18 protein-coding genes and 2 pseudogenes are annotated in these 21,029 nt (G+C 70.9%); 10 read left to right on the top strand and 10 right to left on the bottom strand.

Going from position 1 to position 21,029, the window contains the following annotated elements; translation table 11 throughout:
* Nucleotides 1-106: 106 nt before the first annotated feature.
* From ACFYR0_RS27695 to ACFYR0_RS27680, 4 genes are read right to left on the bottom strand one after another with little or no spacing between them, the layout of a single operon-like run.
* A complete protein-coding gene (locus ACFYR0_RS27695; RefSeq protein ID WP_389333618.1) occupies nt 107-1,645 on the bottom strand; it encodes an ABC transporter ATP-binding protein in 1,539 nt (512 codons plus the stop codon).
* Entirely contained in the window at nt 1,642-2,496 is an 855-nt protein-coding gene (locus ACFYR0_RS27690; RefSeq protein WP_389333615.1) for an ABC transporter permease, read from the bottom strand. The genes ACFYR0_RS27695 and ACFYR0_RS27690 overlap by 4 nt, the downstream gene beginning before the upstream one ends.
* Nucleotides 2,493-3,500, bottom strand: coding sequence for an ABC transporter permease (locus tag ACFYR0_RS27685; protein ID WP_389333612.1), 1,008 nt, complete (start codon nt 3,498-3,500; stop codon nt 2,493-2,495). The genes ACFYR0_RS27690 and ACFYR0_RS27685 overlap by 4 nt, the downstream gene beginning before the upstream one ends.
* On the bottom strand, nt 3,485-4,996 hold the full coding sequence (locus tag ACFYR0_RS27680) for an ABC transporter substrate-binding protein (protein WP_389333733.1): 1,512 nt from the start codon (nt 4,994-4,996) through the stop codon (nt 3,485-3,487). The genes ACFYR0_RS27685 and ACFYR0_RS27680 overlap by 16 nt, the downstream gene beginning before the upstream one ends.
* A gap of 365 nt (nt 4,997-5,361) precedes the next feature.
* Here ACFYR0_RS27680 and ACFYR0_RS27675 point away from each other — a divergent pair, with 365 nt between their 5' ends.
* From ACFYR0_RS27675 to ACFYR0_RS27645, 7 genes and pseudogenes are all read left to right on the top strand, one after another.
* Nucleotides 5,362-6,354, top strand: coding sequence for a TauD/TfdA family dioxygenase (locus ACFYR0_RS27675; protein ID WP_389333609.1), 993 nt, complete (start codon nt 5,362-5,364; stop codon nt 6,352-6,354).
* Between the two features lie 67 nt (nt 6,355-6,421).
* Entirely contained in the window at nt 6,422-7,453 is a 1,032-nt protein-coding gene (locus ACFYR0_RS27670; protein WP_389333606.1) for an ornithine cyclodeaminase family protein, read from the top strand.
* Nucleotides 7,444-8,787 (top strand): Y4yA family PLP-dependent enzyme, encoded by a 1,344-nt coding sequence (locus ACFYR0_RS27665; protein WP_389333603.1) that lies wholly within the window; start codon nt 7,444-7,446, stop codon nt 8,785-8,787. Before ACFYR0_RS27670 ends, ACFYR0_RS27665 begins: the two co-directional genes overlap by 10 nt.
* Nucleotides 8,788-8,815: 28 nt before the next feature.
* Complete coding sequence (locus tag ACFYR0_RS27660; RefSeq protein ID WP_389333600.1) at nt 8,816-9,844, top strand: cysteine synthase family protein; 1,029 nt, start codon at nt 8,816-8,818, stop codon at nt 9,842-9,844.
* A gap of 5 nt (nt 9,845-9,849) precedes the next feature.
* On the top strand, nt 9,850-11,253 hold the full coding sequence (locus tag ACFYR0_RS27655; RefSeq protein ID WP_389333597.1) for an MATE family efflux transporter: 1,404 nt from the start codon (nt 9,850-9,852) through the stop codon (nt 11,251-11,253).
* A gap of 77 nt (nt 11,254-11,330) precedes the next feature.
* Nucleotides 11,331-11,471, top strand: coding sequence for a hypothetical protein (locus ACFYR0_RS27650; RefSeq protein ID WP_389333594.1), 141 nt, complete (start codon nt 11,331-11,333; stop codon nt 11,469-11,471).
* 309 nt (nt 11,472-11,780) lie between these two features.
* Nucleotides 11,781-12,439 (top strand): annotated as a pseudogene (locus tag ACFYR0_RS27645) (DUF6879 family protein); the annotation flags it as partial.
* Nucleotides 12,440-12,518: 79 nt separating this feature from the next.
* Here the strand turns inward: ACFYR0_RS27645 and ACFYR0_RS27640 are convergent.
* Together ACFYR0_RS27640 and ACFYR0_RS27635 are read right to left on the bottom strand one after the other, a co-directional pair.
* Nucleotides 12,519-12,701: a hypothetical protein gene (locus ACFYR0_RS27640; RefSeq protein WP_389333741.1), complete on the bottom strand. Its 183-nt coding sequence runs from the start codon at nt 12,699-12,701 to the stop codon at nt 12,519-12,521.
* 157 nt (nt 12,702-12,858) lie between these two features.
* A pseudogene (locus tag ACFYR0_RS27635) lies at nt 12,859-12,957 on the bottom strand (oxidoreductase); the annotation flags it as partial.
* Between the two features lie 131 nt (nt 12,958-13,088).
* Between ACFYR0_RS27635 and ACFYR0_RS27630 the strand changes: the two are divergent.
* Nucleotides 13,089-13,754 carry a DUF4145 domain-containing protein gene (locus ACFYR0_RS27630; RefSeq protein WP_389333591.1) on the top strand — a complete coding sequence of 222 codons (666 nt, stop codon included), beginning with the start codon at nt 13,089-13,091 and terminating at the stop codon, nt 13,752-13,754.
* Between the two features lie 594 nt (nt 13,755-14,348).
* On the opposite strand, the gene ACFYR0_RS27625 is transcribed toward ACFYR0_RS27630, so the two are convergent.
* The 3 genes from ACFYR0_RS27625 to ACFYR0_RS27615 form a co-directional block, all read right to left on the bottom strand.
* A complete protein-coding gene (locus ACFYR0_RS27625; protein WP_389333588.1) occupies nt 14,349-15,125 on the bottom strand; it encodes an SDR family oxidoreductase in 777 nt (258 codons plus the stop codon).
* 123 nt (nt 15,126-15,248) lie between these two features.
* Nucleotides 15,249-16,478: an acyl-CoA dehydrogenase family protein gene (locus ACFYR0_RS27620; RefSeq protein ID WP_389333585.1), complete on the bottom strand. Its 1,230-nt coding sequence runs from the start codon at nt 16,476-16,478 to the stop codon at nt 15,249-15,251.
* A 34-nt stretch (nt 16,479-16,512) separates the two neighbouring features.
* Nucleotides 16,513-17,313, bottom strand: coding sequence for a crotonase/enoyl-CoA hydratase family protein (locus ACFYR0_RS27615; RefSeq protein ID WP_389333582.1), 801 nt, complete (start codon nt 17,311-17,313; stop codon nt 16,513-16,515).
* A 102-nt stretch (nt 17,314-17,415) separates the two neighbouring features.
* On the opposite strand from ACFYR0_RS27615, the gene ACFYR0_RS27610 reads away from it, so the two are divergent.
* Both ACFYR0_RS27610 and ACFYR0_RS27605 read left to right on the top strand, forming a co-directional pair.
* Nucleotides 17,416-17,943, top strand: coding sequence for a winged helix-turn-helix transcriptional regulator (locus tag ACFYR0_RS27610; protein ID WP_389333579.1), 528 nt, complete (start codon nt 17,416-17,418; stop codon nt 17,941-17,943).
* A 123-nt stretch (nt 17,944-18,066) separates the two neighbouring features.
* A complete protein-coding gene (locus ACFYR0_RS27605; protein WP_389333576.1) occupies nt 18,067-18,207 on the top strand; it encodes a hypothetical protein in 141 nt (46 codons plus the stop codon).
* 175 nt (nt 18,208-18,382) lie between these two features.
* On the opposite strand, the gene ACFYR0_RS27600 is transcribed toward ACFYR0_RS27605, so the two are convergent.
* Nucleotides 18,383-20,845 carry a SpoIIE family protein phosphatase gene (locus tag ACFYR0_RS27600; RefSeq protein ID WP_389333730.1) on the bottom strand — a complete coding sequence of 821 codons (2,463 nt, stop codon included), beginning with the start codon at nt 20,843-20,845 and terminating at the stop codon, nt 18,383-18,385.
* Nucleotides 20,846-21,029: the final 184 nt, after the last annotated feature.

Genomic DNA, 21,029 nt, shown 5'->3' with positions numbered 1-21,029 from the left:
AGCTCGCCCTGATCGTGCCGGTATTCCTCCAGCCCAATGCCCAGCAGGAGGACATGTTCACCGGAGCGGCCCCGGAGGACCCCGCCCTTTGCTGCGGTTCCCGTAGTCAGCCGCCGAGCGGGATCCCTGTGGCCAGTGCGGTGGTCACGGGGTGGGATGGTGAGGTGAAAAGCAGCGCCGTGGGGCCCGACTCGACCACGTGGCCCTCGGACATCACGACCAGGGTGTCCGTGCGGTCGGCGACCAGGCGCAGGTCGTGGCTGACCAGGACGAGCGACAGGCCACGTCGGGCACGGAGGTCCGTCAGTAGGTCCATGACGGTGACGGCGGTGTCCGCGTCGAGTGCTGAAGTGACCTCGTCGCAGAACAGCACGTCGGGGTCGGCAGCCAGAGCGCGGGCAATGGAGACGCGTTGGCGCTGGCCGCCGGACAGTTCGTGGGGATAGCGGTCGGCGAAGGCGGCGGGCAGGCCGACTTGGTCCAGGAGTTCCAGGACGCGGTCGGGGAGCTCGGCCCGACCGGCACGACGGTGCAGCAGGAGTGGGCGGCGCAGGGTGGCTCCGACGGTGCGGCTGGGGTTGAGGGTGCCCAGGGGGTCCTGTGGCACGAGTTGGAGGCGGCGGCGCTGGTCGCGGGAGCGGCCGTGTGCGGTGGGAGCGAGGCGGGTGCCGTCGAGGCTGACGGTGCCGGCGGTGGCGCGGTGCAGGCCGACCAGGGTGCGCAGCAGGGTCGTCTTGCCGGAGCCGGAGGCGCCGACGACGCCGAGGCTGCTTCCGGCGGCGAGGGTGAGGTCGATGCCGTGCAGCACGGGGACGCGGCGGCGCCGGTGGAGGTGGACGGCGTGCAGGCCGGACGCGGTGAGCGTGGAGGAGCCGTCGGGCCGTGTGGTTGCGGGCTCGCGCGGGGCGGGTGCGGTGCGTGCGGGTCCCCGCGGGCGTGGGCCGGTCAGGTCTACGACGTCGTCGGCGAGTCGGGTGACCAGGTCGGGGTCGTGGCAGGACAGGCCGATCGCGATGCGGTGGCTTTCCGCGAGGTGGCGCAGGAGGTCGGCGATCTCGTCGCGCAGTGCGGGGTCGAGTCCTGCTGTGGGTTCGTCGAGGAGGAGGACGGCGGGGCGGCGGGCCAGGGCGCGGGCGAGCGCGACCCGGCGCTGCTGGCCGCCGGAGAGGCTGCCGATGCGGCGGTCGGGCAGGCCGTCGTCGGTGGGCAGGCGTACCTCGGTGAGCTGGGCGCGGATCGCCTCGGGGCTTTTGTCCACGGCGATTTCGGCGAGCAGGCGGCGCACCGTCATGCGCGGGTTGAGGGCGGGGCCAGGGTCCTGGCCGACGTAGGCGAGGTGGTGGCGGCGCAGGGTGCGCAGGGCGGGGGCCGGGAGGGCGAGGGGGTCTTGGCCGAGGACGGTGACGCTGCCCGTGGTCCGTTCGGTGTCGGGGGGCAGGGTGCCGGTCACGGCTCGCAGCAGTGTGGTCTTGCCGCAGCCGGAGGGGCCTACGACGGCGGTGATGCGGCCGGGGGCCAGTTCGAGGTCGGCCCGGTCGAGCAAGAGGCGGCCGTTCGGGGCGGTGATCGTCAGGTCGGAGACTCGGACCGCGTTCGCCCCGTCCGTTGTTTGGCTGTCGGAGTACCAGTCGGGCATGTGGTTCACAGTGCGGGCACCGCCTTCCGGCCGGCCTGGGGGACGAGGGCGGCGGCTGCCAGATTGACGCTCATGGCGAGCAGGCCGATGGCGATGCTGGGGGCGAGGACGGCCCAGGGGTTGAGGACAATGCCGCCGGAGTTCTCGCGGATCATCAACGCCCAGTCGGCGGCGGGCGGTTGGGGGCCGACCTGGAGGAAGCCGGCGGTGGCGACGAGGTAGACAGCGGCGACGAAGCGCAGTCCGAACAGGGCCAGCAGGGTGGCGCGCAGGTTGGGCAGCACCTCCCGGACCACGAGGTACCCCAGTCGCTCGCCGCCGACGGCCGCCGCCTCCACGTACCCGGAGGCCGCCACGGGCGTGGCGGCCCCGGCGACCAGGCGTACCGCGTAGGGGACGCCGAGGACGACGGACGCGGTGACGACGGCGAGTCGTCCGCCTTCCGGCCAGGACAGGGTGACCAGGAGGATGCCGAGCACGGCGGGCAGAAGCATCAGCACGTCGGCGGAGCGTTCGACGATCCGTCCGAGGGTCGGGCGCAGAGCGCTGAACGCGCCGAGTATGGCGGCCACCGCGGTGACGAGGACGGCGACGAGGAGTGAGGTGACGACGAGTTCGCGTCCGCCGGCGAGGAGCCGGCTCAGCACGTCCCGGCCCAGCTGGTCTCCGCCGAGGGGGGCGTCGCCGCCGGGTTCCGCGTACGGCGCCGTGACCGGGGCGTCGATGGCGTGCGGGGCGAGCCAGGGTCCGGCCAGGGCGAGGGCGGTGAACAGTACGGCCGGGAGCACTCGCAGGGCTACCCGGCGACGGGTACGACACGGGGAAGGGGCCGTCTTCGCGGCGGCGGTGGTCGCGGTCATGTGCGGTCTCCCGAGGCCCAGGCGCGTATGAGGTCGGCGAGCAGCAGGACTCCGGTGATGACTGCTCCGGTAACGGCGACGACTCCGGCGATCACGGGGCTGTCCCGGTCGGCGACCGCGCCGGCGAGGACGGAGCCGATGCCGGGGTAGTTGAAGATGGTCTCGACCACGACCGCGCCGCCCAGGAGCATGCCGGTGGAGGTGGCTAGGCCGGCAGCGATGGTGGGCAGGGCGCCGGGCAGCAGGTGGTGGGTGAGGATCCGGTGCCGGGGCAGTCCGTCGAGGACGGCGGTCTCGATGTGCGGGGCCGTGGCCTCATCGGCGAGGGCGGCCCGCACGATCCGGGTGTTCCAGCCGATCTGCGGGATGGCCAGGGCGAGGACGGGCAGGACGAGCATCCGCCAGGAGGCGGGCGAGCCGTCGGCGTCGGTCAGGGTGACGGCGGGCAGCCAGTCGACCCACAGCGCGAAGACGAGGACGAGGGCGACCGCGACGACGAACTCGGGCAGCGCGAGGATGCCGGTGGCGCTCGCCGAGACCGCCCGGTCGAGCGGACCGCCCGGCTTGGCCGCCGCCCAGCAGCCGAGGGCAACCGAGGCGACGAGGGTGACCAGCAGCGCGAGCCCGCCGAGCAGTAGGGAGTTGGGGAACGGGTGGGCGAGCAGGTCCGCGATCGGCTCGCCACGGGCGGAGGTGCCCAGGTCGCCGGTGGGCAGGCCGGTCATCCAGTCCCAGAACCGTTCCGCCACCGGCCGGTCCAAGCCCAGCAGATGGCGTCGCTGAGCGAGGTCGGCCGCGCTCTCGCCGCGTTCGGAAGTGGCGTCGGCCGCGTCACCCGGCAGCATTTCGACGGCGGCGAAAACGGCGCCGAGCAGCACGGCCAGCAGCAGGATCCGGCGTGCGAGCACACCGGCCGCGTACGGGACGGTACGTATCACGGCAGGAACCGGCCGGGGCACGGTGGTGCCCTCGGCCGGTTCGTCCCGGGTCAGCGAGCCAGCCATGCCTGCTCGAGCTGGACGCGGCCGTAGCCGGGCAGGGTCGGCAGGTTGCGCACGGCGGCACCCGCGAGGTCGATGCCGTCGGCCATGCCCCACAGCAGGTAGCCGGACTCGTCGTACTCGATCTGCTGGAACTCGTGGAGGACCTTGGTGCGGGCCGCCACGTCCTTGGTGGCCATGGCCTTCTTGTACGCGGCGTCGAACTCGGCGTTCTTCCAACCCGCCTCGTTCTGTCCGGAGTCGGACACCATGGTCTTGCTGGCGAAGAACACCACGGAGTCGTTCGTGCCCCAGTACGTGGTGTACAGGTCGCCCTTGAGCCACGTCTTGTCCCAGAACGTGGCCGACTCCTGCTTGACCACCTCGACCTTGACCCCGGCCTCGCGGACCTGGGAGGCGAACAGGGTGGCGGACTCGGCGAGGCCCGCGATGTCCTCGGTGGTGAGCAGCTTGTACGTCTTCGACGTGTCGAAGCCGGCTTCCTTCAGCAGCTGCTTGGCCTTGGCCAGGTCGCGCTCGCGCTGCGGGATGTCCTTGGCGTAGGCGGGGTCGCCGGTGCCGAGGATGTCGTTGGCGACGGTGCCGTAGCCGGACAGAACCTGCTTGACCATGGCCTCGCGGTCCACGGCCAGGCGCAGCGCCTCGCGCACCTTCGCGTCCGCGAACGGTCCGCTGGCAGTGCGCATGACGATCGGCATCGCCATGTCGTTGGGGCGGCGCACGATCTGGATGTCGTCGCGCTTCTCGGCCGTACGGGCCGCGACCGCACCCACGTTGGAGGCGACGTCGATCTGCCCGGCGAGCAGCGCGTTGGCCATCGCCTGCGGGCTCTCGAAGATCTTCACCTCGATAGCGTCGAGGTACACGTCGCCGCCGTACCAGTCGTCGTTGCGCACGAGGCGGGCGTTGCCGGAGCGGAACCAGTCCAGCTTGAACGGGCCCGTGCCCGGCGCCTTGCCGAGGTCCTTGTCCGCCGTGTCCTTCTTCAGAACGAACGTCGTCAGGCGGGTCAGCAGGGGCAGTTCGGCGTTGGCGTAGTCGGAGACAAGGACGACGGTGTCGTCGCCGTCGGCCGTGATGTTCTCGGGCTTGACGCCGGGCAGCCGGGAGGCGCCGGCGGGAGTGTTGCGCAGCCGCTTCAGCGACCACACGACGTCGGCGGCGGTGACCGGCGTGCCGTCGTGGAACTTCGCCCCCTTGGCAAGAGTGAAGCGCCAGGTCTTCAGGTCGTCCGACGCCTGCCACGAAGCCGCCAGCCGGGGCTCGGTGTTGGGCTTGGTGCCGGGAACGGTGAGGGTGTCGTAGACCAGCGAGATGATCAGGTAGTCGCTCTCGTTGGCCTGCGTGCCGTGCGGATCGCGGGTGATGGCCGAGGCGCGGCCCAGGGCTCCGACTCGGAGGGTGCCGCCCGGCCGGGGCTTCTCGCTCGCCTTCGCCGGCGACTTGGACGAGGTCTCGTCACCGTCGCCGCAGGCGGCAAGCAGCACGGCCGCGCCCATTCCGCCGCCGGCCCACAGCACTTGTCGTCTGTTCAGGTTCACGTCGTACGACCTCGTTCCGCTCACTTGGGGCAGTTTGCTTAGGTGTGCCTACCCTAATAAATTCTTGTGCGCAAGCTTTGCCGAAGGCTTTCCCGATCTCCGGCCGGAGCGTCAGATCGGCGCAGGGGAGCACGCAACGGCGCACGCAAGGCGGGTGGCGCACAGGAGGAGCATACCGAGCTAGTAAGGCTTGCCTAACCTAACTGCGATTGATACGTTGCCGCAGCGATCGCCGAGCCGACCACGGAAAACTCACAGGTCGGCGCTTCCGAGCTCCACTGCACCCGCACCCCGCAACCACCCCCGAAAGGGATGTCTGCGCCATGCCTACGGGAGCCGCACCCGTCCGACAGCTCGACTCGCACGCCGTCGAGAAGCTGACCGAGACCGCCCACAAGATCCTTGCCGACTTCGGCAGTTCGGCCGCCCGACCGGAGCTACTCCGCCGAGTCGCGACGTCCGCCACCCCACTTGGGGCAACGATTCGCCATGCATGTCGTCCGGTCGACACCGACGACGGCCTGTACGTCCTGCGCGGCCTGTCGGTCGACGACGACGGAATCGGCCCCACGCCCGGCAGTTGGGCCACGGCCGGCGACAGCGCCGCCGCCTGGGACGTGATCCTGCTGCTGCTCGCCACGGCCATGGGCCACCCCATCGCCTGGGAAGGGCAGCAGGAGGGCCGCTTCGTGCACAACATCGTGCCCGCACCCGGCCACGAGGAGGAGCAGACCGGCGCGAGCAGCACCGTGCTGCTCAGCCCGCACACCGAGGACGCCTTCCACCCCGGCCGCGCCCACCTGCTGCTGCTCGCCTGCATGCGCAACCACGACGCCGTCGCCACCACCGCCGCCAGCATCCGCAAGGTCCACCTCAGCGCGGATGACACCGACCTGCTGTCCCGCCCGGTGCTGCCGATCCTCCCCGACGACGCCTACGCCGAGGCGCAGTCCTTCACGGGGGAGAAGCCGCCGAAGGTTCCTGCCCTGTGGCAGACCGAGGCCGGCCCGACTCTGCGGTACGACCCCGCCTACACCCCGCTCGACGAGGCACCCGCCGACTACCGGGCCGCCTACGACCGGCTGACCGCCGAACTGGAACGAGTCTCGGTCGCCGTCGCCCTGGAGCCTGGCGACGTCCTGGTCGTCGACAACGACATGGTCGTGCACGGCCGCGTGCCGTTCAAACCCCGCTACGACGGCACCGACCGCTGGCTCAAGCGCGCCTCGGTCCGCGTGCCCGGCCGCCGCAGCCGCCCACTCGCCGAGGCCGACGAACACGGCTATGGGCAGGCCGCCCTCGTCGCTCTGATCTGACCTCCCATCAGCGGCCCCCGGCCTGACCCCCTGGCCCCGAAATCCCCTGGTACGAAAGGGAACAGCCGTGACCGGCACCCCCGCACGCACGGACAACACCCCGTCCGACATAACCGCGGACGACAAGACCCTGCGCATCCTGAGCACCAGCGACCTCGCGGGCATCGACATCTCCCTCGCCGACGTCGTCGACGTGGTCGAGCAGGCGTACCGCACCCTCGCCGACGGCAAGTCCGCCAACCCGCGCAAGCTCACCGTCAAGCCCGAGGACGGCCACTCCGTCTCCTACGCCATGCTCGGCCGGGACGGCGTCCGCGAAGTCGTCGCAATCAAGACGTCGTACAAGCACGGCCTGGACAAGTCCCGTGACCAGCAGCACTACTACACGACCCTCACCGTCTACGACGACACCACCGGCCTGCCCGTCGCGATGATGGACTGCGGACGCATCGGCTCCCTGCGCACCCCCGCCGTCTCCGCGCTGCTCGCCCGCGAGTGCGCGCCGCCCGGCAGCCGCAGCGCCCTCGTCATCGGAACCGGAACCCAAGGCCGCCTCGCCCTGCCCTTCCTGCTCACCACGCTGCCGGACCTGGACCGACTCATGGTCTACGGCACCCACCCCGACGGCCTCGCCGCCGTCCGCGAGCGACTTCACCACTACTTCCCGGAACGGGAGGTGGAGGTCGTCGACGACGTACGGGCCGCCGCGTCCGACGCCGACGTCGTGGTCGCCACCGCGGGCCAGCACACCCCGGCCGCCGTGGAGTCCGACGACCTGAAACCGGGCGCCCTCTCCATCCTCGTCGGCCACGGCATCGCCCCCTCCACGCTCCAGCGGGCGGACCGGGTCATCGCGACCAGCGAGGCGCAGATGAAGGTCACCGGCACGGACATGACCGACGCGGACGGCAACTTCCCCGCCGTCGACGCCGAGTTCCCGGAGGTCGTGGCGGGACGCGCGCACGGCCGGCAGGCCCCGGGCGAGCGGATCTTCGCGTACAACAGCGGGCTCGTCGTCACCGACATCGCGCTCGGCCACCGGTTCGCCCAGCTGGCCATCGAGCAGGGCCTGGGAACACGGGTGTCGCTGTGGCAGTGACCGACCCGACGGCGGCCCCGTCGCTGCCGGCCCACCCGGATCCGCAGCTCGACGCGATCCTGGCCGGCTCGCTCGCGCACGAGCTGTCGTACGCGATCGGCGGCCCCTTCCATCTGCTGCTGCCCGACCGCTTCGACGCCAACGCCGTCGCCTTCACGGCGGTGCTCGACGAGTTCGGCGTCGAGGGGTACGTGTACTACGCGAAGAAGGCGAACAAGGCCGCCGTATGGATCGAGCGGTGCGCCCTGTCCGGGACGGGCGTCGACATCGCCAGCGCCGGTGAGCTGCAGAGCGCGCTTGGGCACGGAGTGCGCGGCGAGCACCTCGTGATCACCGGGCCCGCCAAGGCGGACGCCCTGCTGCGTGTCGCCGTACTGCAGGGCTGTCTGATCGCCGTGGACGCCCTCGACGAACTGGACCGGGTCATCGCGCAGGCGCGGTCGGCCGGACGTCCGGCGCGGGTGCTGTTGCGGCGGCTTCCGCCCGCCCAGCCTCACAGCCGATTCGGCCTGGACGAAGGGGCGTTGGAGACCGCGCTCGTACGGTGCCGGGAAGCCGGAGTCACGATGGAGGGCTTCTCCTTCCACCTCTCCGGCTACGACCCCCTGATGCGTGCCCAACTCGCCGCCGAACTGGTCGACCTATGCCTCAAGGCGAGGACGCTGGGCCTGCGCGCCGACCGGATCAGCATCGGCGGCGGGTTCGCCGTCGACTACACCGGCGCCGAGCACTGGGAACGCTTCCTGCGCGACCAGCGGCCCGAGCACTATCACGCCGGCAAGTCCTTCGGCCCGGCCGACTTCTACCCATACCACTCGCCGGTGGCGGGCCCCGACGCCCTGCGCGCCATCCTCACCACGGGCGGTCTCGCCGGGCGCCTGCGCGAGGCGGGCGTGATGCTCCTGATGGAGCCGGGGCGGGCGCTGCTGGACGGGGCCGGCTGCACCGTGTTCCGCGTGCAGGGCGTCAAGGACCGGCCCGGGTACGGGATCGTCACCGTGGACGGGAGCAGCCTGAGCCTGTCCGAGCAGTGGTTCAACAGCGAGTACCTGCCCGATCCCGTGCTGCTGCCCGCCCAGGAGTCCGCAAGCGAGCCGTACGCCGCCTGCGTCGGCGGAGCCACCTGCCTGGAGTCCGACATGGTCACCTGGCGCAAGGTGCGGTTCCCCACCCGCCCCGGCTTCGGTGACCTGCTCGTCTACCCCAACACCGCCGGATACCAGATGGACTCCAACGAGTCCCCCTTCCACGAGCTTCCGCTCCCCCCGAAGGTCGTCCTCGACACCGCCGGCGGCACGACCCGCTGGCGGTTCGACCGCCATCCACTCGCCTGACTCTCTCCCCGAAACCTGGAGCCATCCGATGGACAAGGCGCTCTCGCGTCCCGCAGTGGTCAGCCACGTCTCCGACCTCATAGGCCACACGCCGCTCTTCGAAGTGTGCCGCACCGACACCAGCAGCCGACTGCTGCTCAAACTCGAACAGTTCAACCCCACCGGCACCGCGAAGATCCGCATGGCCCGGCAGATGGTCCTCGACGCCGAGGAACGCGGTCTGCTGCGCCCCGGCGGCCGTATCGTCGAGTCCACCTCAGGCAACACCGGCCTCGGCCTCGCCGTGGTCGCGGCCGAGCGTGGCTACACCTTCACCGCCGTCGTCGACCATCACGCCGCCGCCGACAAACTGCGCGGCATGAAGGCGCTCGGCGCCGAGCTCATCTATGTCGCCGAGGACGGAGGCGAGGAACTGGCCACGGCCGCCCGCGAGGAGTTCGCCGAGAAGCTGGCGGCCGAGAGCGACAACGCCTACTTCACCGAACAGCACAACAACCCGGCCAACGGGGACGGATACCGGCCGGTGGCGCATGAACTCGACGCCGCCCTGGATGGCCGTATCGACATCCTCATAGGCGCCGTGGGAACCGGCGGAGGACTCTTCGGGACCGGCGGGGAACTGCGCAAGTCCGTGCCGGGGGTGCGGATCGTCGGCGTCGAGCCGAAGGGGTCGATCGCCTTCGGGCCGCCCGCCCACGACTACTACCAGTCCGGCACCGGCACCCCCGAGGGCGCCACCATCGGCGCCATGGTCGACTACGACCTGCTGGACGAGGGCGCCAAGGTCGGCGACATCGAGGCGTTCGCCACCGCGCGCGTGCTGGCCCGCCGTATCGGTCTCCTCATCGGCGGCTCCGCGGGCGGGGTGGTGTACGAGGCACTGACCCGGATGTCCTCGCTCGCGCCGGGCACGACTATGGTCGCGCTGGTCAACGACGGAGGCGAGAAGTACATGGACACCGTCTTCAACGATGACTGGATGGACGCCCGCAATCTCATCGACCCGGCCGTCGAGCGCGAAATCGACGAGCTGCTGACCAAACTCCGCGAGAACTGACACCGATGCCGACACCTCTCACCACCCTGCTCCGGGACAGCCGCGCCCTGGCGACCCTGGCCGTCCCGCTCGCCCTGACCCAGCTCGCCCAGGTCGCCCTCACCACCACCGACACGGTGATGATGGGCCTGATGGGCGCCGAGGCGCTGGCTGGCGGCGGCCTGGCGCTGGTCATCTTCAACCAGCTGCGCACCATGGGCGTCGGCCTGGTCACCGCCGTCGGCAACCAGGTGTCCGCCGCCTCCGCCCGCGCCGACGAGGACGAGGAGCTCACCGACGCGGCGCGGGAGGAGGTCCGGGACGTGGTCCGTGCCGCGCTGGCGCTGGCCACCCTGGCGGGTGTCGTCGGCGCCCTCATCATCCTGCTGATCGGACGGGCAGTGGCGTACCTCGGCCAAGACCCCGAGGTCGTGGAGATCGCCTGGCCGGTGCTGCTCGCCCTCGCCCCCGGTCTGATCCCCTGCCTGTGGTTCCAGGCGATCCGACAGTTCACCGTCGGAATGCGCCGCCCCCAGGCCCTGCTGCAGATCACGATCGCTTCGGTCGCGGTCAACGCGGGCCTCAACTGGGTTCTCATACAGGGCACTTGGGTGTTTCCTGAGTGGGGCCTGCCGGGCATCGGCATCTCCACCTCACTCGTCTACCTGCTGACCTGCGTCGCCCTGTACGCCTCCGCCCGCCGAGACCCCCGGCTCGCCCCGCTGCTCGACGCCCGGATCTGGAAGACCCGCCCGGCCACCCTGCGCCGACTGACCGCCTTGGGCGTGCCCATCGCCGCCACCTACGGCTCGGAGGCGGGCTTCTTCTCGGTCGTAGCCCTGCTGATCGGCACCTTCGGCAGCGCCGCGCTGGCCGCGCACACCGCCGTCAACCAGCTGATCTACATCGTCTTCCAGATCGCCGTCGGCCTCTCCCATGCCGCATCCCTCAACGTCAGCCGCGAACTCGCCCTGGACCGGTTCGACGCCGCCCGCCGTATCAAGAACACGGCGCTGGCGTGCGCGGCGGCCGTGATGGCCGTAGTCGGCGTCGTCTACCTCGCCGCGCCCGGCCTGGTGCTGCGCCCGTTCCTCGACCCGTCGTCCGCCGACGGGCACAGCGCGACGGACATCGCCACGAACCTCCTGCTCGTTGCGGCTGTGCTCCAGTTCTTCGACTGCACCCAGAACATCGGCGTCGGCCTGCTGCGCGGCCTGGACGACACCAAGAGCGGCTTCCGCATCACCCTCGTCGGCTACTGGCTGATCGGCCTGCCCGCCGCCTGGCTCTTCGGGAACCTCGGCGGACTGGAGACCGTCGGCGTCTGGCTCGGCCTCCTCACCGGCCTCGCCGCCACCGCCCTGCTCCTGCTGCGCCGCTACCACCGGGCACTGTCCCTGCGCGCGGCCGGACAGCTGGCCGTCGCCTGAAGCACACCGCTTCACACCACCGAACCACTCGGGCGCCACAGATCGCTGCCTGGTGATGGGGTTTATGACGCCTGGTCATGTTCCTGACACTCGTGCTGGGCAGGTGCCTCCTCTTCTCCGCCTTCGCCGGCCTCATCGGGTTCGGCATCGCCCGCCCGGTCAAGGCCCCGGTGGACAAGGCGATCGGCCGGGGCCCTTCGTGGCGTTCAGTGTCATGACGCTGTGCATCGCCGTGCTGGCCGTGATCGTGCCGCTGGTGACGTGACCGGCTGTCGCACACGCGAGCGCCGACAAGCTGGAACGAGCATGTCATCACGGCTCCCGACATCCCGTGGGGGCCGTGACGACGGCCTGCGGCACCGGGCGAATCCCCGAGCACCGCTTCGATGATGCTCGTGCGCACGGCGGCGAGGGGGATGAAGCCGCCGGTACCGTCGTGATGGCGACGGCGGGCAACCAGGCCAGGTGCGCGGCCTGTTCCTGGAGGCTCGTACAGCACGGGCAGCGGCGTCAACGGCTGCCCCAGCGTGCACGAGGGTCTCGACACCGGCGAGGTCATCGTCCACGGCCCGCCCCTCACCGGCCCCGACGACGTCGGTCGCCCGGCTCCAGCACCTCAGCGCGGGAGAGGTCCCGATCGTCGTACCGCGCGACGTGCTCGTGGACTTCGGCCCCAGGGAGGTCACGCGCGTGCCCGACGCGATCGGGCGGGAGGAGTTCGACCGGCTTTCACCCAGTTGAAGTACACGGCATGGCGCCTGGAGTGCCGGCGCCGGTACGCCTCCGACGAGCAGACCGAGACCTACCGGCAGTTCATGTGCGGTGAGCCCGTGGACTGGGAGGGTGTCGACGCAGCGTCGTGCGCCGAGCGGCGTGAGCAGACGGCGCTCGGCAAGCGCTTCGGACGGGTGCGGATCGTCGATGCCCCGCCGACGCCCGGCCAGCTCTACCTCCTCGACAACGCGCGGCGCGACAGCAGCGTCGGCGGGGTGATCCACTGCCTCCGGCGTGAGCACGCCGACGCCCTGGCGCTGCCGAAGAGGACTTCTGGCTGTTCTACTCCCGGCTCGTCGCCCGCCTCGACATCGACGAGGACGACCATCTGCTCAGCGTCGAGCTCATCACGGAGCCCGCCGAGGTGCTGCGCTACACGCAGGCCCGCGACGCGGCCATGCACCGGGCCGTCCGTCGGCGTGCAGCGATCAGCAGTCGGGGCGTCGGGGCAGACCCGGTGCGGGCCAGGCTGGGTCCCACCGCCAGCCGGTTCATGTGCTGGCGTCCGCGAAAGGACCGGAGCGTTCCCCGATCATCGACAGGGCCTGGGCGCGGGCTGCCTCCACGGCCCGGCGCTCGGTGTCGGTGACGATGCCGAGCCGTCGCACGTGGGCGTACTCGTCCTCGTCCTTCCACGTGAACGTGCTCAGGTCGGGGTCGACGACCAGGTCCACGACGAGGTCGAAGATGTCGAACCCGTCCGCCGTGCGACAGGCGGGCGACGTTCTGCCGCCGCACCGTGCGGGAGGCGCGCTCGATGCGCTCCAGGTTCGCCCGGGAAGCATCTCGCGGATATCCAGGAGCGCATCCCCGTGCCTCATCCGCCAGCCCGCCGAGGAACTCCGTCCCGACGCGGGGCGCGACCCCGGCCACGGGGAGACGCGTCGCCGTCCCGTGGCGTGCGTCGTGGAGCTCGGTGACGCGGAGACCGACCACCCGACGCGCCAGAGGCCTGCGACGCTGTGATCACTCCTGCCAGAGCAGCAAGGACTCAGAGCTCCTACACCGACCGCGTAGTCGTCGCCAAGACCGTTGACCGCTAAGGCAATTAAGGTTGCAGCATGACTGACGATGATCGCTCTGTTGGAACCTCGATCCGCGTGCTCTGTCCCCATTGCGACGCGCGCACCTCGGGCAGGATCGAGGGCACGCTCAGGACTGACGACGTGGAAGACGACGGTTTCGTGAATGAGCTGGTGTTGCTGCAGCTTGTCCGGTGCTCCCACTGCGGCCAGGGCATGCTCGTCGCCGACTACAACTACGGCTTCGGCTGGGAGATGGAGCTGCCCACCACCCTTTGGCCGAGCACTTCGTCCGAACTCAGTCACCTGGTGCCCGACCGGCTGCGGCGTGCACACGAAGAGGCCAGGCTCTGCTTCTCTGCAAAGGCGTACGCGGCCACCGTTGTGATGGTCAGACGCACGCTCGAGGGAGTCTGCGCGGATCAGGGCACGACGGCGAAGATACTCATGAAGGCCTTGGAGGAGCTTCGGGACAGCGGCAAGATCGAGGGCCGCCTCTTCGACTGGGCCCAGGCTCTTCGGGTTCTCGGCAACCAAGGTGCACACTTCACCGATGTGGAGGTGAGACGCGATGACGCAGAAGACGCACTGGCACTCAGCGAGGCGCTGCTCGACTACATCTACGTACTCGCGGTTCGCTACGAGGAGTTCGCGAAACGTCGACAGCTGAACAGTGCATCTTCCCAAGGTGCGCAACCTAGCTGAACCGGCTCACTCCCGCAGCGAACATGAAGCCGGGCCGACCCCAGGCGCACCGGGCCGACGCCGAAGCGCTCCCCCACGTCCCGCCCGCTCTCCATTCGGCAACCTTCCTCTTCCGGGGCGAGATGGTCGTGGGGCGCTCTGAGGGGGGAGGTCCGATCCCGACCACACCCGAACCCTCATGGTCCCCCGCGGCGTTGCAGGCGCGGCCTGCAGACTCGAACAGGAGCTACATCAGGAGCCGGATCAGGCCCTGTTTCAGGAGATACCGGCGGGAGCCGCTGTCGCCCTGCGGCCCCGGCCACGGAGCCGACAGGATGACGGCGACAACGGCTGCGGCGGTCGGTTCGGTTGCTGCCCACCGAGTCAGACATGGCAAACCGTGCGGTGCGCCAGCTGGCCGGTCTACGGGCGGGCCGTGGGCGAACGGCCTTGGCGCACGATGCCCACAGTGAGCATGCCGAGAAGAGCGTCAGCCGGCCGTGCGGCCCGGAGGAAAGGGCCGTGGCGGCCCGCCGCGATCCGCCGTGGGTCCCAACTGGTGCCGGGACTCACGGAGCCGGTCCGCCATCCGGAGCCGGTGCGGCGCCGGGGTCTTCAGCGGGTGGCGTTGATTCCGCCGTCGACGGGGATCACGGCCCCGGTGATGTAGCTGCTGGCGGGGCTCATGAGGAAGACGGCGATGCCTGCCATGTCGGCGGGACGCCCGATGCGCCGCAGGGGGATCTGCCCGGCGACGGTGTCCGCGCCCATGCTGAGGATGCCGGCCGTCATCTTCGACTCGAACAGACCGGGGGCGACGGCGTTGACCAGGACCTCGGGGGCGAGGGTTCCGGCCAGCTGCTGGGTGAGCATGTGCACGGCGGCCTTGCTGGCGCTGTAGGAGAAGTTGTCGAAGCCGGGGGCGGGAGCACGCAGGCCGTCGATGCTGCCGGTGTTGACGACCCGGGCCGGATCGTCGGGCGTCGAGGCCGCCTTCAGCAGGGGCAGCAGGGCCTGGGTGAGGGCGAAGACACCCTTGACGTTCACGGACAGCACGCGGTCCCACGCCGACTCGGGAAACTCCTCCAGGGACGCGCCCCAGTTGGCGCCGGCGTTGTTGAACAGGGCGTGCACCCGGCTCTCGCGTTCGCCAAGGTAGCCGGCGAGGGTCGCAACGCCGTGGGCGGTGGCGAGGTCGGCCGGCACCGCGTGGATGTCGCCGAGCGGGCTCAGCTCCTCCACGGCAGACGTCAGGTCTGCTTCCTTGCGGCTGGAGATGTACACCGTGGCGCCTGCTTCGAGGAGTCCTCGGGTGATCATCTTGCCGATGCCGCGGCCGCCGCCGGTGACGACGGCGACCTTGCCGGCCAGCAAGGGGGTAGGGGTGCTCATGGGATGCTCCGCACAGATAGGGGTCGGACGGGCCGGGCAGGGGGACATCGGCCTCACTGCCCGGGGGGAGGGAAGAGGTGCTGGGCGCGTGATGTGTCGCGCCCAGCGGGGTGTCACGGGCCGTCAGCGGATGCGGCGGCCGGACAGGGCGCGGCTGATGGCCAGGCGCTGGATCTCGCTGGTGCCTTCGTAGATGGTGAAGATCTTCGCGTCGCGGGCCCAGCGTTCGACGGGGTAGTCGCGGGTGTAGCCGTTGCCGCCGAGGATCTGCACGGCGCGTTCGGTGGTGCGGACGGCGACCTCGCTGGCCTTGAGCTTGGCCATGCTGCCCTCGGCGCGTGTGAAGGGCTTGCCGCTCATCATCATGTGGCTGGCGCGCCAGACCAGGAGGCGGGCGGCGTCGATCTCCATGGCCATGTCGGCCAGGGTGAAGGCGATGGCCTGGTTGTCGATGATCGGCCGGCCGAACTGCTCGCGTACGCCGGCGTACTCCAGGGCGTACTCGTAGGCGGCGCGGGCCACACCGACGGCCATCGCGCCGATACCGGGCCGGGTCAGCTCGAAGGTGGCCATGGCCGCGGGAACGCGGACGCGGGTGCCTTCGCGGGCTGTGGCCAGGCGCTGGTCGAGCGCGTCCTTGCCGCCGAGGACCAGGTCGGCGGGAATGCGGACGTCGTCGAGGACGACCTCGGCGGTGTGGGAGGCGCGCAGGCCGTGCTTGGAGAACTTCTGTCCCTGGCTCAGACCCTGGGTGCCGGGCGGGATGAGGAAGAGGGCGTGGCCGCGGGCACCGAGGGCGGGGTCGGTGACGGCGTTGACGACGTGGATGTGTGCGATGCCGCCGTTGGTGGCCCAGGTCTTGGTGCCGTTGAGCACCCATTCCCTGGTGGCTTCGTCGTAGCGGGCGTGGGTGCGGATGGCGGCGGCGTCGCTGCCGGCGTTCGGCTCGCTGGCGCACAGGGCGGCGACGGCCAGGTCGCCGGGGGTGCCGAAGAAGGCGGGCAGCCAGGTGTCGATCTGCTCCTTGGTGGCCGCGCCGAACAGGGCCGCGGCGGGTAGGAAGGTGCCCAGCAGGGCCTGGCCCATGCCGCCGTCACCCCAGAAGATCTCCTCGGCGACCACCGGCTGCAGGAGCCCGGTGGGGTCGGCGATCATCTGCAGGGCGAACTCGGGGGTGTACAGGCCGACCTTGGCGGCTTCCTCGATGACCGCCCAGGGCATCTCCTCTCGCTCGTCGTACTCGGCGGCGACGGGGCGTACGTACTTCTCGGCGAAGCCGTGGGCCCACTGGCGGGCCTCGGCGATCTCGGGCGGCAGGTCGAACAGGGAAGGCGGCGTCTTTGCGCTGGTCACGACAGGTCTCCTGGCAGGGGGTGGGGGCGGCTGGTCAGCGGCCGGTGAAGACGGCGTCACGGCGCTCGATGAAGGACTGGATTCCCTCGGCGCCGTCGGCGGTCGAGAACAGCCGTGCGATGTCCGGACGCAGCCGCTCGATCGCGGCGCTCTCGCCGTGCTCGTGGGCCAGGTGGGCGGAGGCGAAGACTGTGCGCACCCCCAGGGGAGCGGACTTCTCGGCGATGAGCGTGGCGATCTCGGTGGCGCGCACGACGGCGGCCGGCCCGTCGGCGGCCAGTTCCTGCACCAGCCCGATGCGGTGGGCTTCCGCGGCGTCGAACTCCTCGCCGGTCAGGATCCAGCGCATGGCGTTGCCCCATCCGGCCTGTTGGGGGAAGCGGAAGGTGGCCCCGCCGAAGGGGTAGATGCCGCGGCGGATCTCGTACTGGGCGAAGCGTGTGTCCTGGGCGGCCACGCGGATGTCGGCGGCCAGGAGCAGCTCGATGCCGAGGGTCATCACCCAGCCCTGTGCGGCCGCGACGACGGGCTTGGACCACGGTCCGTCCAGACGCCAGGGGTCGCGCCCGCCCTCGGGGGCGTCGAACTCGCCCGACGCGAGCTCGGCGCCCACGTCGAGCATGTCCAGGCCGCCGGTGAAGTGCTCGCCGTGGGCGAACAGGACCCCGCACCACAGGTCGTCGTCGGATTCCAGCAGACCGTAGGCGGCCGACAGCTCGCTGAGCATCTGCTGGGTGAAGGCGTTGCGCTTGGCGGGCCGGTTCAGGCCCATCAGCAGCACATGGCCGTCCCGTTCAACGGTGACCGCAGGTGTGCTCGCAGGCGTGGAGCTCATCACTCCTCCTCGTAAGTTGCATGATGAGACTCACGAGACGCTAGTCGGACCGGGTTGCCGGGGGCAAGTGAATCTCATGATGAAACTGATAAGGTCGCCGACATGAGACGGACCTCATTCGACAGCTGGCCCTGCTCGATCGCCCGCACCGTGGACGTCCTGGGCGACGGCTGGACACTGCTGATCCTGCGCGAGGTCTTCTACGGCGAGTCGCGCTTCGACGGCTTCATCGACTCGCTCGGCGTCGCGCGCAACACCCTCACCGACCGGCTCCGGCGCCTGGAGGACGCGGGCCTGCTGCACAGGCAGGCCTACCAGAGCGAGCCGGTCCGCCACGAGTACCTGCTCACGGACAAGGGCCGCGACTTCTTCGGCGTGCTCGCCGCGATCAACGCCTGGGGCGACCGGTGGCTGGCCGATGACGACGGCATCCCGGTGGTCATGCAGCACACCCCCTGCGGCCACGACACCCAGGCGAAGGTGGTCTGCGCCTCCTGCGGTGAAACCCTTCATCACCAAGACGTCGCGGTACGGACCGGACCCGGCTACCCCGCCCGCCTCCTCGACAGCCCCGGCGTCCAGGAGCGCTTCGCCACGCACGGACACCACGACGAGTCGCCCACATCCTGACCCCGCCCGTCGGGGCATGAGCAGCGCCGCACCGGCCTCGAACCGGCCGCTGCCCGTGAACCGGAACGACTCCCGGAGACAACGCGGCACCGCTCGTCGAGTCGGGCCCCCAAGGAGCCTTCCGTGTTCCTGGCGGCCGGCTTCATCGGCCTCGTCATGGGCGGACTCATGTTCTTTCACGAGAAGTCCGTGCCCGCGGCCGTCGCGACGGGTCCTCTGACCTTCGGAGCCAGCGTTCCCGCCCTGCACAAGCTGATCGGCTGATCGCCCGTGACGGTCTCGACTGTCTGCCGCACCGCATTCAGCACCGGAAGACCAGGGATGGCGGGCAGCCATCAGGCGGCGCTGAAGTCGTGGGCGGGACCGCCGTGCCACTCCACCCACCCCGGGTCGTCCAGGCTGCCGTCACCTTTGGTCCCCGGGCGGTACGGTGCCGGGTTCAAGGGGATGGTGCCGCGGCGGGTGCGGGCTCGTCGCGCGGCGTGAGCGCGATGTCGCACCACACCTGCTTGCCGCCGCTGAGGGGCACTGAGCCCCAGGCCGCGGCCATCGCCGCCACGAGCAGCAGGCCGCGCCCGCCGGTCTCCTCCCAGTCGACGCTCTCGGCCTTGACGGGTGAGCGGGGAGAGGCGTCGTTCACGGCGATGCGCAGCCGGTCGCCGGTCAGCGTCAGGTCGAGGCGCACCTCGCCCGTGGTGTGTGCGACAGCGTTGGTGACCAGTTCGGAGACGACCAGCAGGGCGACGTCGTTCTCCTCCTTCACGGACCAGTCGCGCAGGGTGCGGGCCGTGAAGCGGCGCGCGTGCATCACCGCGTCGGGAAGTCGCCATACCGCCCAGTGGGCCCTGACGGGCCGGACCTGCATGCCGTCGTAGCGCAGGATCAGCACGGCCACGTCGTCGTGTCTCTGGCGTGTGCCGGCGACGAGGCCGTCGGCCACCCGCTCGGGCTCGGCCGGGTCGGCGGCGGCGAGCAGCTCGCGCACGGCCCGCATGCCGTCCTCCAGGTGGAGGGTCGCCGATTCCACCAGGCCGTCCGTCAGGAGGGTGATGAGGGTGCCGGGGGCGAGGCTGAGCTGGGTCATCGGGAACTCGCCGTCGGCGATCACACCGAGTGGGGGTCCGCCCTCGATCTCCGGTTCCTCGGTGGTGCCGTCGGGCAGCCGCAGCAGCGGCGGCAGATGGCCCGCGCGGACGGCCCAGGCGATGCCCTCCTCCACGTCCAGGTCGACATACGTGCAGGTGGCGAAGAGGTCGGTCTCCATGCCGACGAGCAGCTGGTTGGCGTGGGCCACCACGACGTCGGGAGGGTGGCCCTCGACCGCGTAGGCCCGGATGGCGGTGCGCATCTGGCCCATGATGGTGGCGGCTCCGGCGCTGTGCCCCTGCACGTCGCCGATGACCAGTGCCAGATGCCTGTCGGAGAGCGGGATCACGTCGTACCAGTCGCCGCCCACTTCGAGGCCCACAGTCGCGGGCAGGTAGCGGGCGACGGCCACCCCACCGGCCAGTTCCGGCAGCTTGCGGGGCAGCAGGCTGCGCTGCAGCATCGTGGCGAGTTCGTGCCCGGCGTCCAGTGCGTGGGCGCGGGCCAGGGCCTGGCCCATCACGCCCGCGGCCGCGGTCAGCAGGGAGCGGTCCCCGGGTCCGAAGCGGTACTCGCCGTCCCATCCCACGACGCACACGCCGACCATCCGGTCGTCCGCGGGGAGCGGCAGTACGGCGAGGCCGCCGGGCCCGACGCCCTCGAGGCTCGGTTCGAGCTCGGTGCCGGCCGGCCAGAGGCCGACGTGTCCTTCCCGCAGGGCGCTTCGCAGGGTCGGCAGGGAGTGGCAGGAGGCGTCGGGCCATTCCGAGCGCCATTCCGAGCGCCACGACCGGGGCCAGGCGTCCGGCTCCGGCGGGTCGAGGACGGTCACCACGAGGTGGTCGCCCTCCAGCTCGGCCACCGCTATCCGGTCGGCGTTGAGTGGGGCGCGCAGGGACTCGACCGCCACCCTGCTGACGTCGCGGATGGTGGTCGCGCCGGACAGCGCGGCGGACAGCCGCTGTACGAGCGAGACGTCGTCGGCGCTGTTGCGTAGATGCGAGGCGTCGCTCACCACGCCCAGCACGCGCCGCGTCCTGCCGTCGGGCCCGGTCAGCACACGGCAGCACAGGCCCAGCCAGTGCAGCTCACCGTTGCGGCGGATCCGGAAGGTGAGGCGCTGGTCGGAGTCGGTCTGCTGGGGCTCCACGATCGACATCAGCGCGGGTGTGTCGTCCGGGGCGGTGCATTCCAGCAGGGCCGAAACATCGCCGTCGAAGTCCTCCTGGGGGATGCCGAACAGGTTCAGGACCGCCGTGTCCACGTCGATGTGCCCGGTGCTCGGGGTGAGCACGAAACAACCGCCGCGCGCGGACAGCAGGGCGGGCCTGAGCCGGGATGCCGTCTCGGCGCGGTCGGTGACGCGGGCCGCGGCTGCCTCGAGACCTGCGGCCGCCTGGCCGGCGTAGAGCTCCAGCAGCGTGCGCTGGTCGGTGCTGAAGCCGTCCCCGCCCCGGCACGCCACGAGCAGGCAGCCCAGCAGGCGGGCCTCTCCGCCCAGCGGCAGCGCGCCCACCGAGACGAGGTCGGTCGGGGCAGCGCCGTCCGGGCTCTCGACGAACGCAGGGACGGGGGCGAATGCGTGACCTGGCAGGCCGTACCGGACGACGTCCTCGGTGGTCAGCCACAAGGGGCGGCCGATGCGGCAGGCCTCGGCAACCGGTGAAGGCTCGGTCAGGGCGTACGTCGCCGCCGTCCGGCGCCTTCCTCCCGCGTCTTCGGTCACCTCCGCCAGGCGGAGCTCGCGACCGTCCTCCGTCAGCACGTAGACGGCGGCGAACCCGACCCCGCAGGACGCAAAGATCTGCACGTCCAAGAACACGCACCGCCTCCGTACGCCCGGACCCGCTGCCGTTCACCGCTGCTCACCGGCTTCACTCCATGTTCCACGGGCCGGGTGGCGGCAGCCAATCAGGGTGATCGCCGCAGCGGGGCGGAGCAGACGGCGCGAGAGAGGCGTACCCGCTGGAGTGGTTCCCGTGACTCCGGCACCTGAATGC

The organism is Streptomyces sp. NPDC005017, assembly GCF_042873115.1.
Lineage (GTDB): Bacteria > Actinomycetota > Actinomycetes > Streptomycetales > Streptomycetaceae > Streptomyces.
Note: the sequence above shows the minus strand (reverse complement) of the source record. Positions and strands in the feature narration are given on the sequence as shown.

Coding starts and splice junctions, on each gene's coding strand:
- ACFYR0_RS27690 (WP_389333615.1), bottom strand. CDS start 2,496: ATGACCGCGACCACCGCCGCCGCGAAGACGGCCCCTTCCCCGTGTCGT.
- ACFYR0_RS27685 (WP_389333612.1), bottom strand. CDS start 3,500: ATGGCTGGCTCGCTGACCCGGGACGAACCGGCCGAGGGCACCACCGTG.
- ACFYR0_RS27680 (WP_389333733.1), bottom strand. CDS start 4,996: ATGGGCGCGGCCGTGCTGCTTGCCGCCTGCGGCGACGGTGACGAGACC.
- ACFYR0_RS27675 (WP_389333609.1), top strand. CDS start 5,362: ATGCCTACGGGAGCCGCACCCGTCCGACAGCTCGACTCGCACGCCGTC.
- ACFYR0_RS27660 (WP_389333600.1), top strand. CDS start 8,816: ATGGACAAGGCGCTCTCGCGTCCCGCAGTGGTCAGCCACGTCTCCGAC.
- ACFYR0_RS27655 (WP_389333597.1), top strand. CDS start 9,850: ATGCCGACACCTCTCACCACCCTGCTCCGGGACAGCCGCGCCCTGGCG.
- ACFYR0_RS27650 (WP_389333594.1), top strand. CDS start 11,331: ATGTTCCTGACACTCGTGCTGGGCAGGTGCCTCCTCTTCTCCGCCTTC.
- ACFYR0_RS27630 (WP_389333591.1), top strand. CDS start 13,089: ATGACTGACGATGATCGCTCTGTTGGAACCTCGATCCGCGTGCTCTGT.
- ACFYR0_RS27625 (WP_389333588.1), bottom strand. CDS start 15,125: ATGAGCACCCCTACCCCCTTGCTGGCCGGCAAGGTCGCCGTCGTCACC.
- ACFYR0_RS27615 (WP_389333582.1), bottom strand. CDS start 17,313: ATGAGCTCCACGCCTGCGAGCACACCTGCGGTCACCGTTGAACGGGAC.
- ACFYR0_RS27610 (WP_389333579.1), top strand. CDS start 17,416: ATGAGACGGACCTCATTCGACAGCTGGCCCTGCTCGATCGCCCGCACC.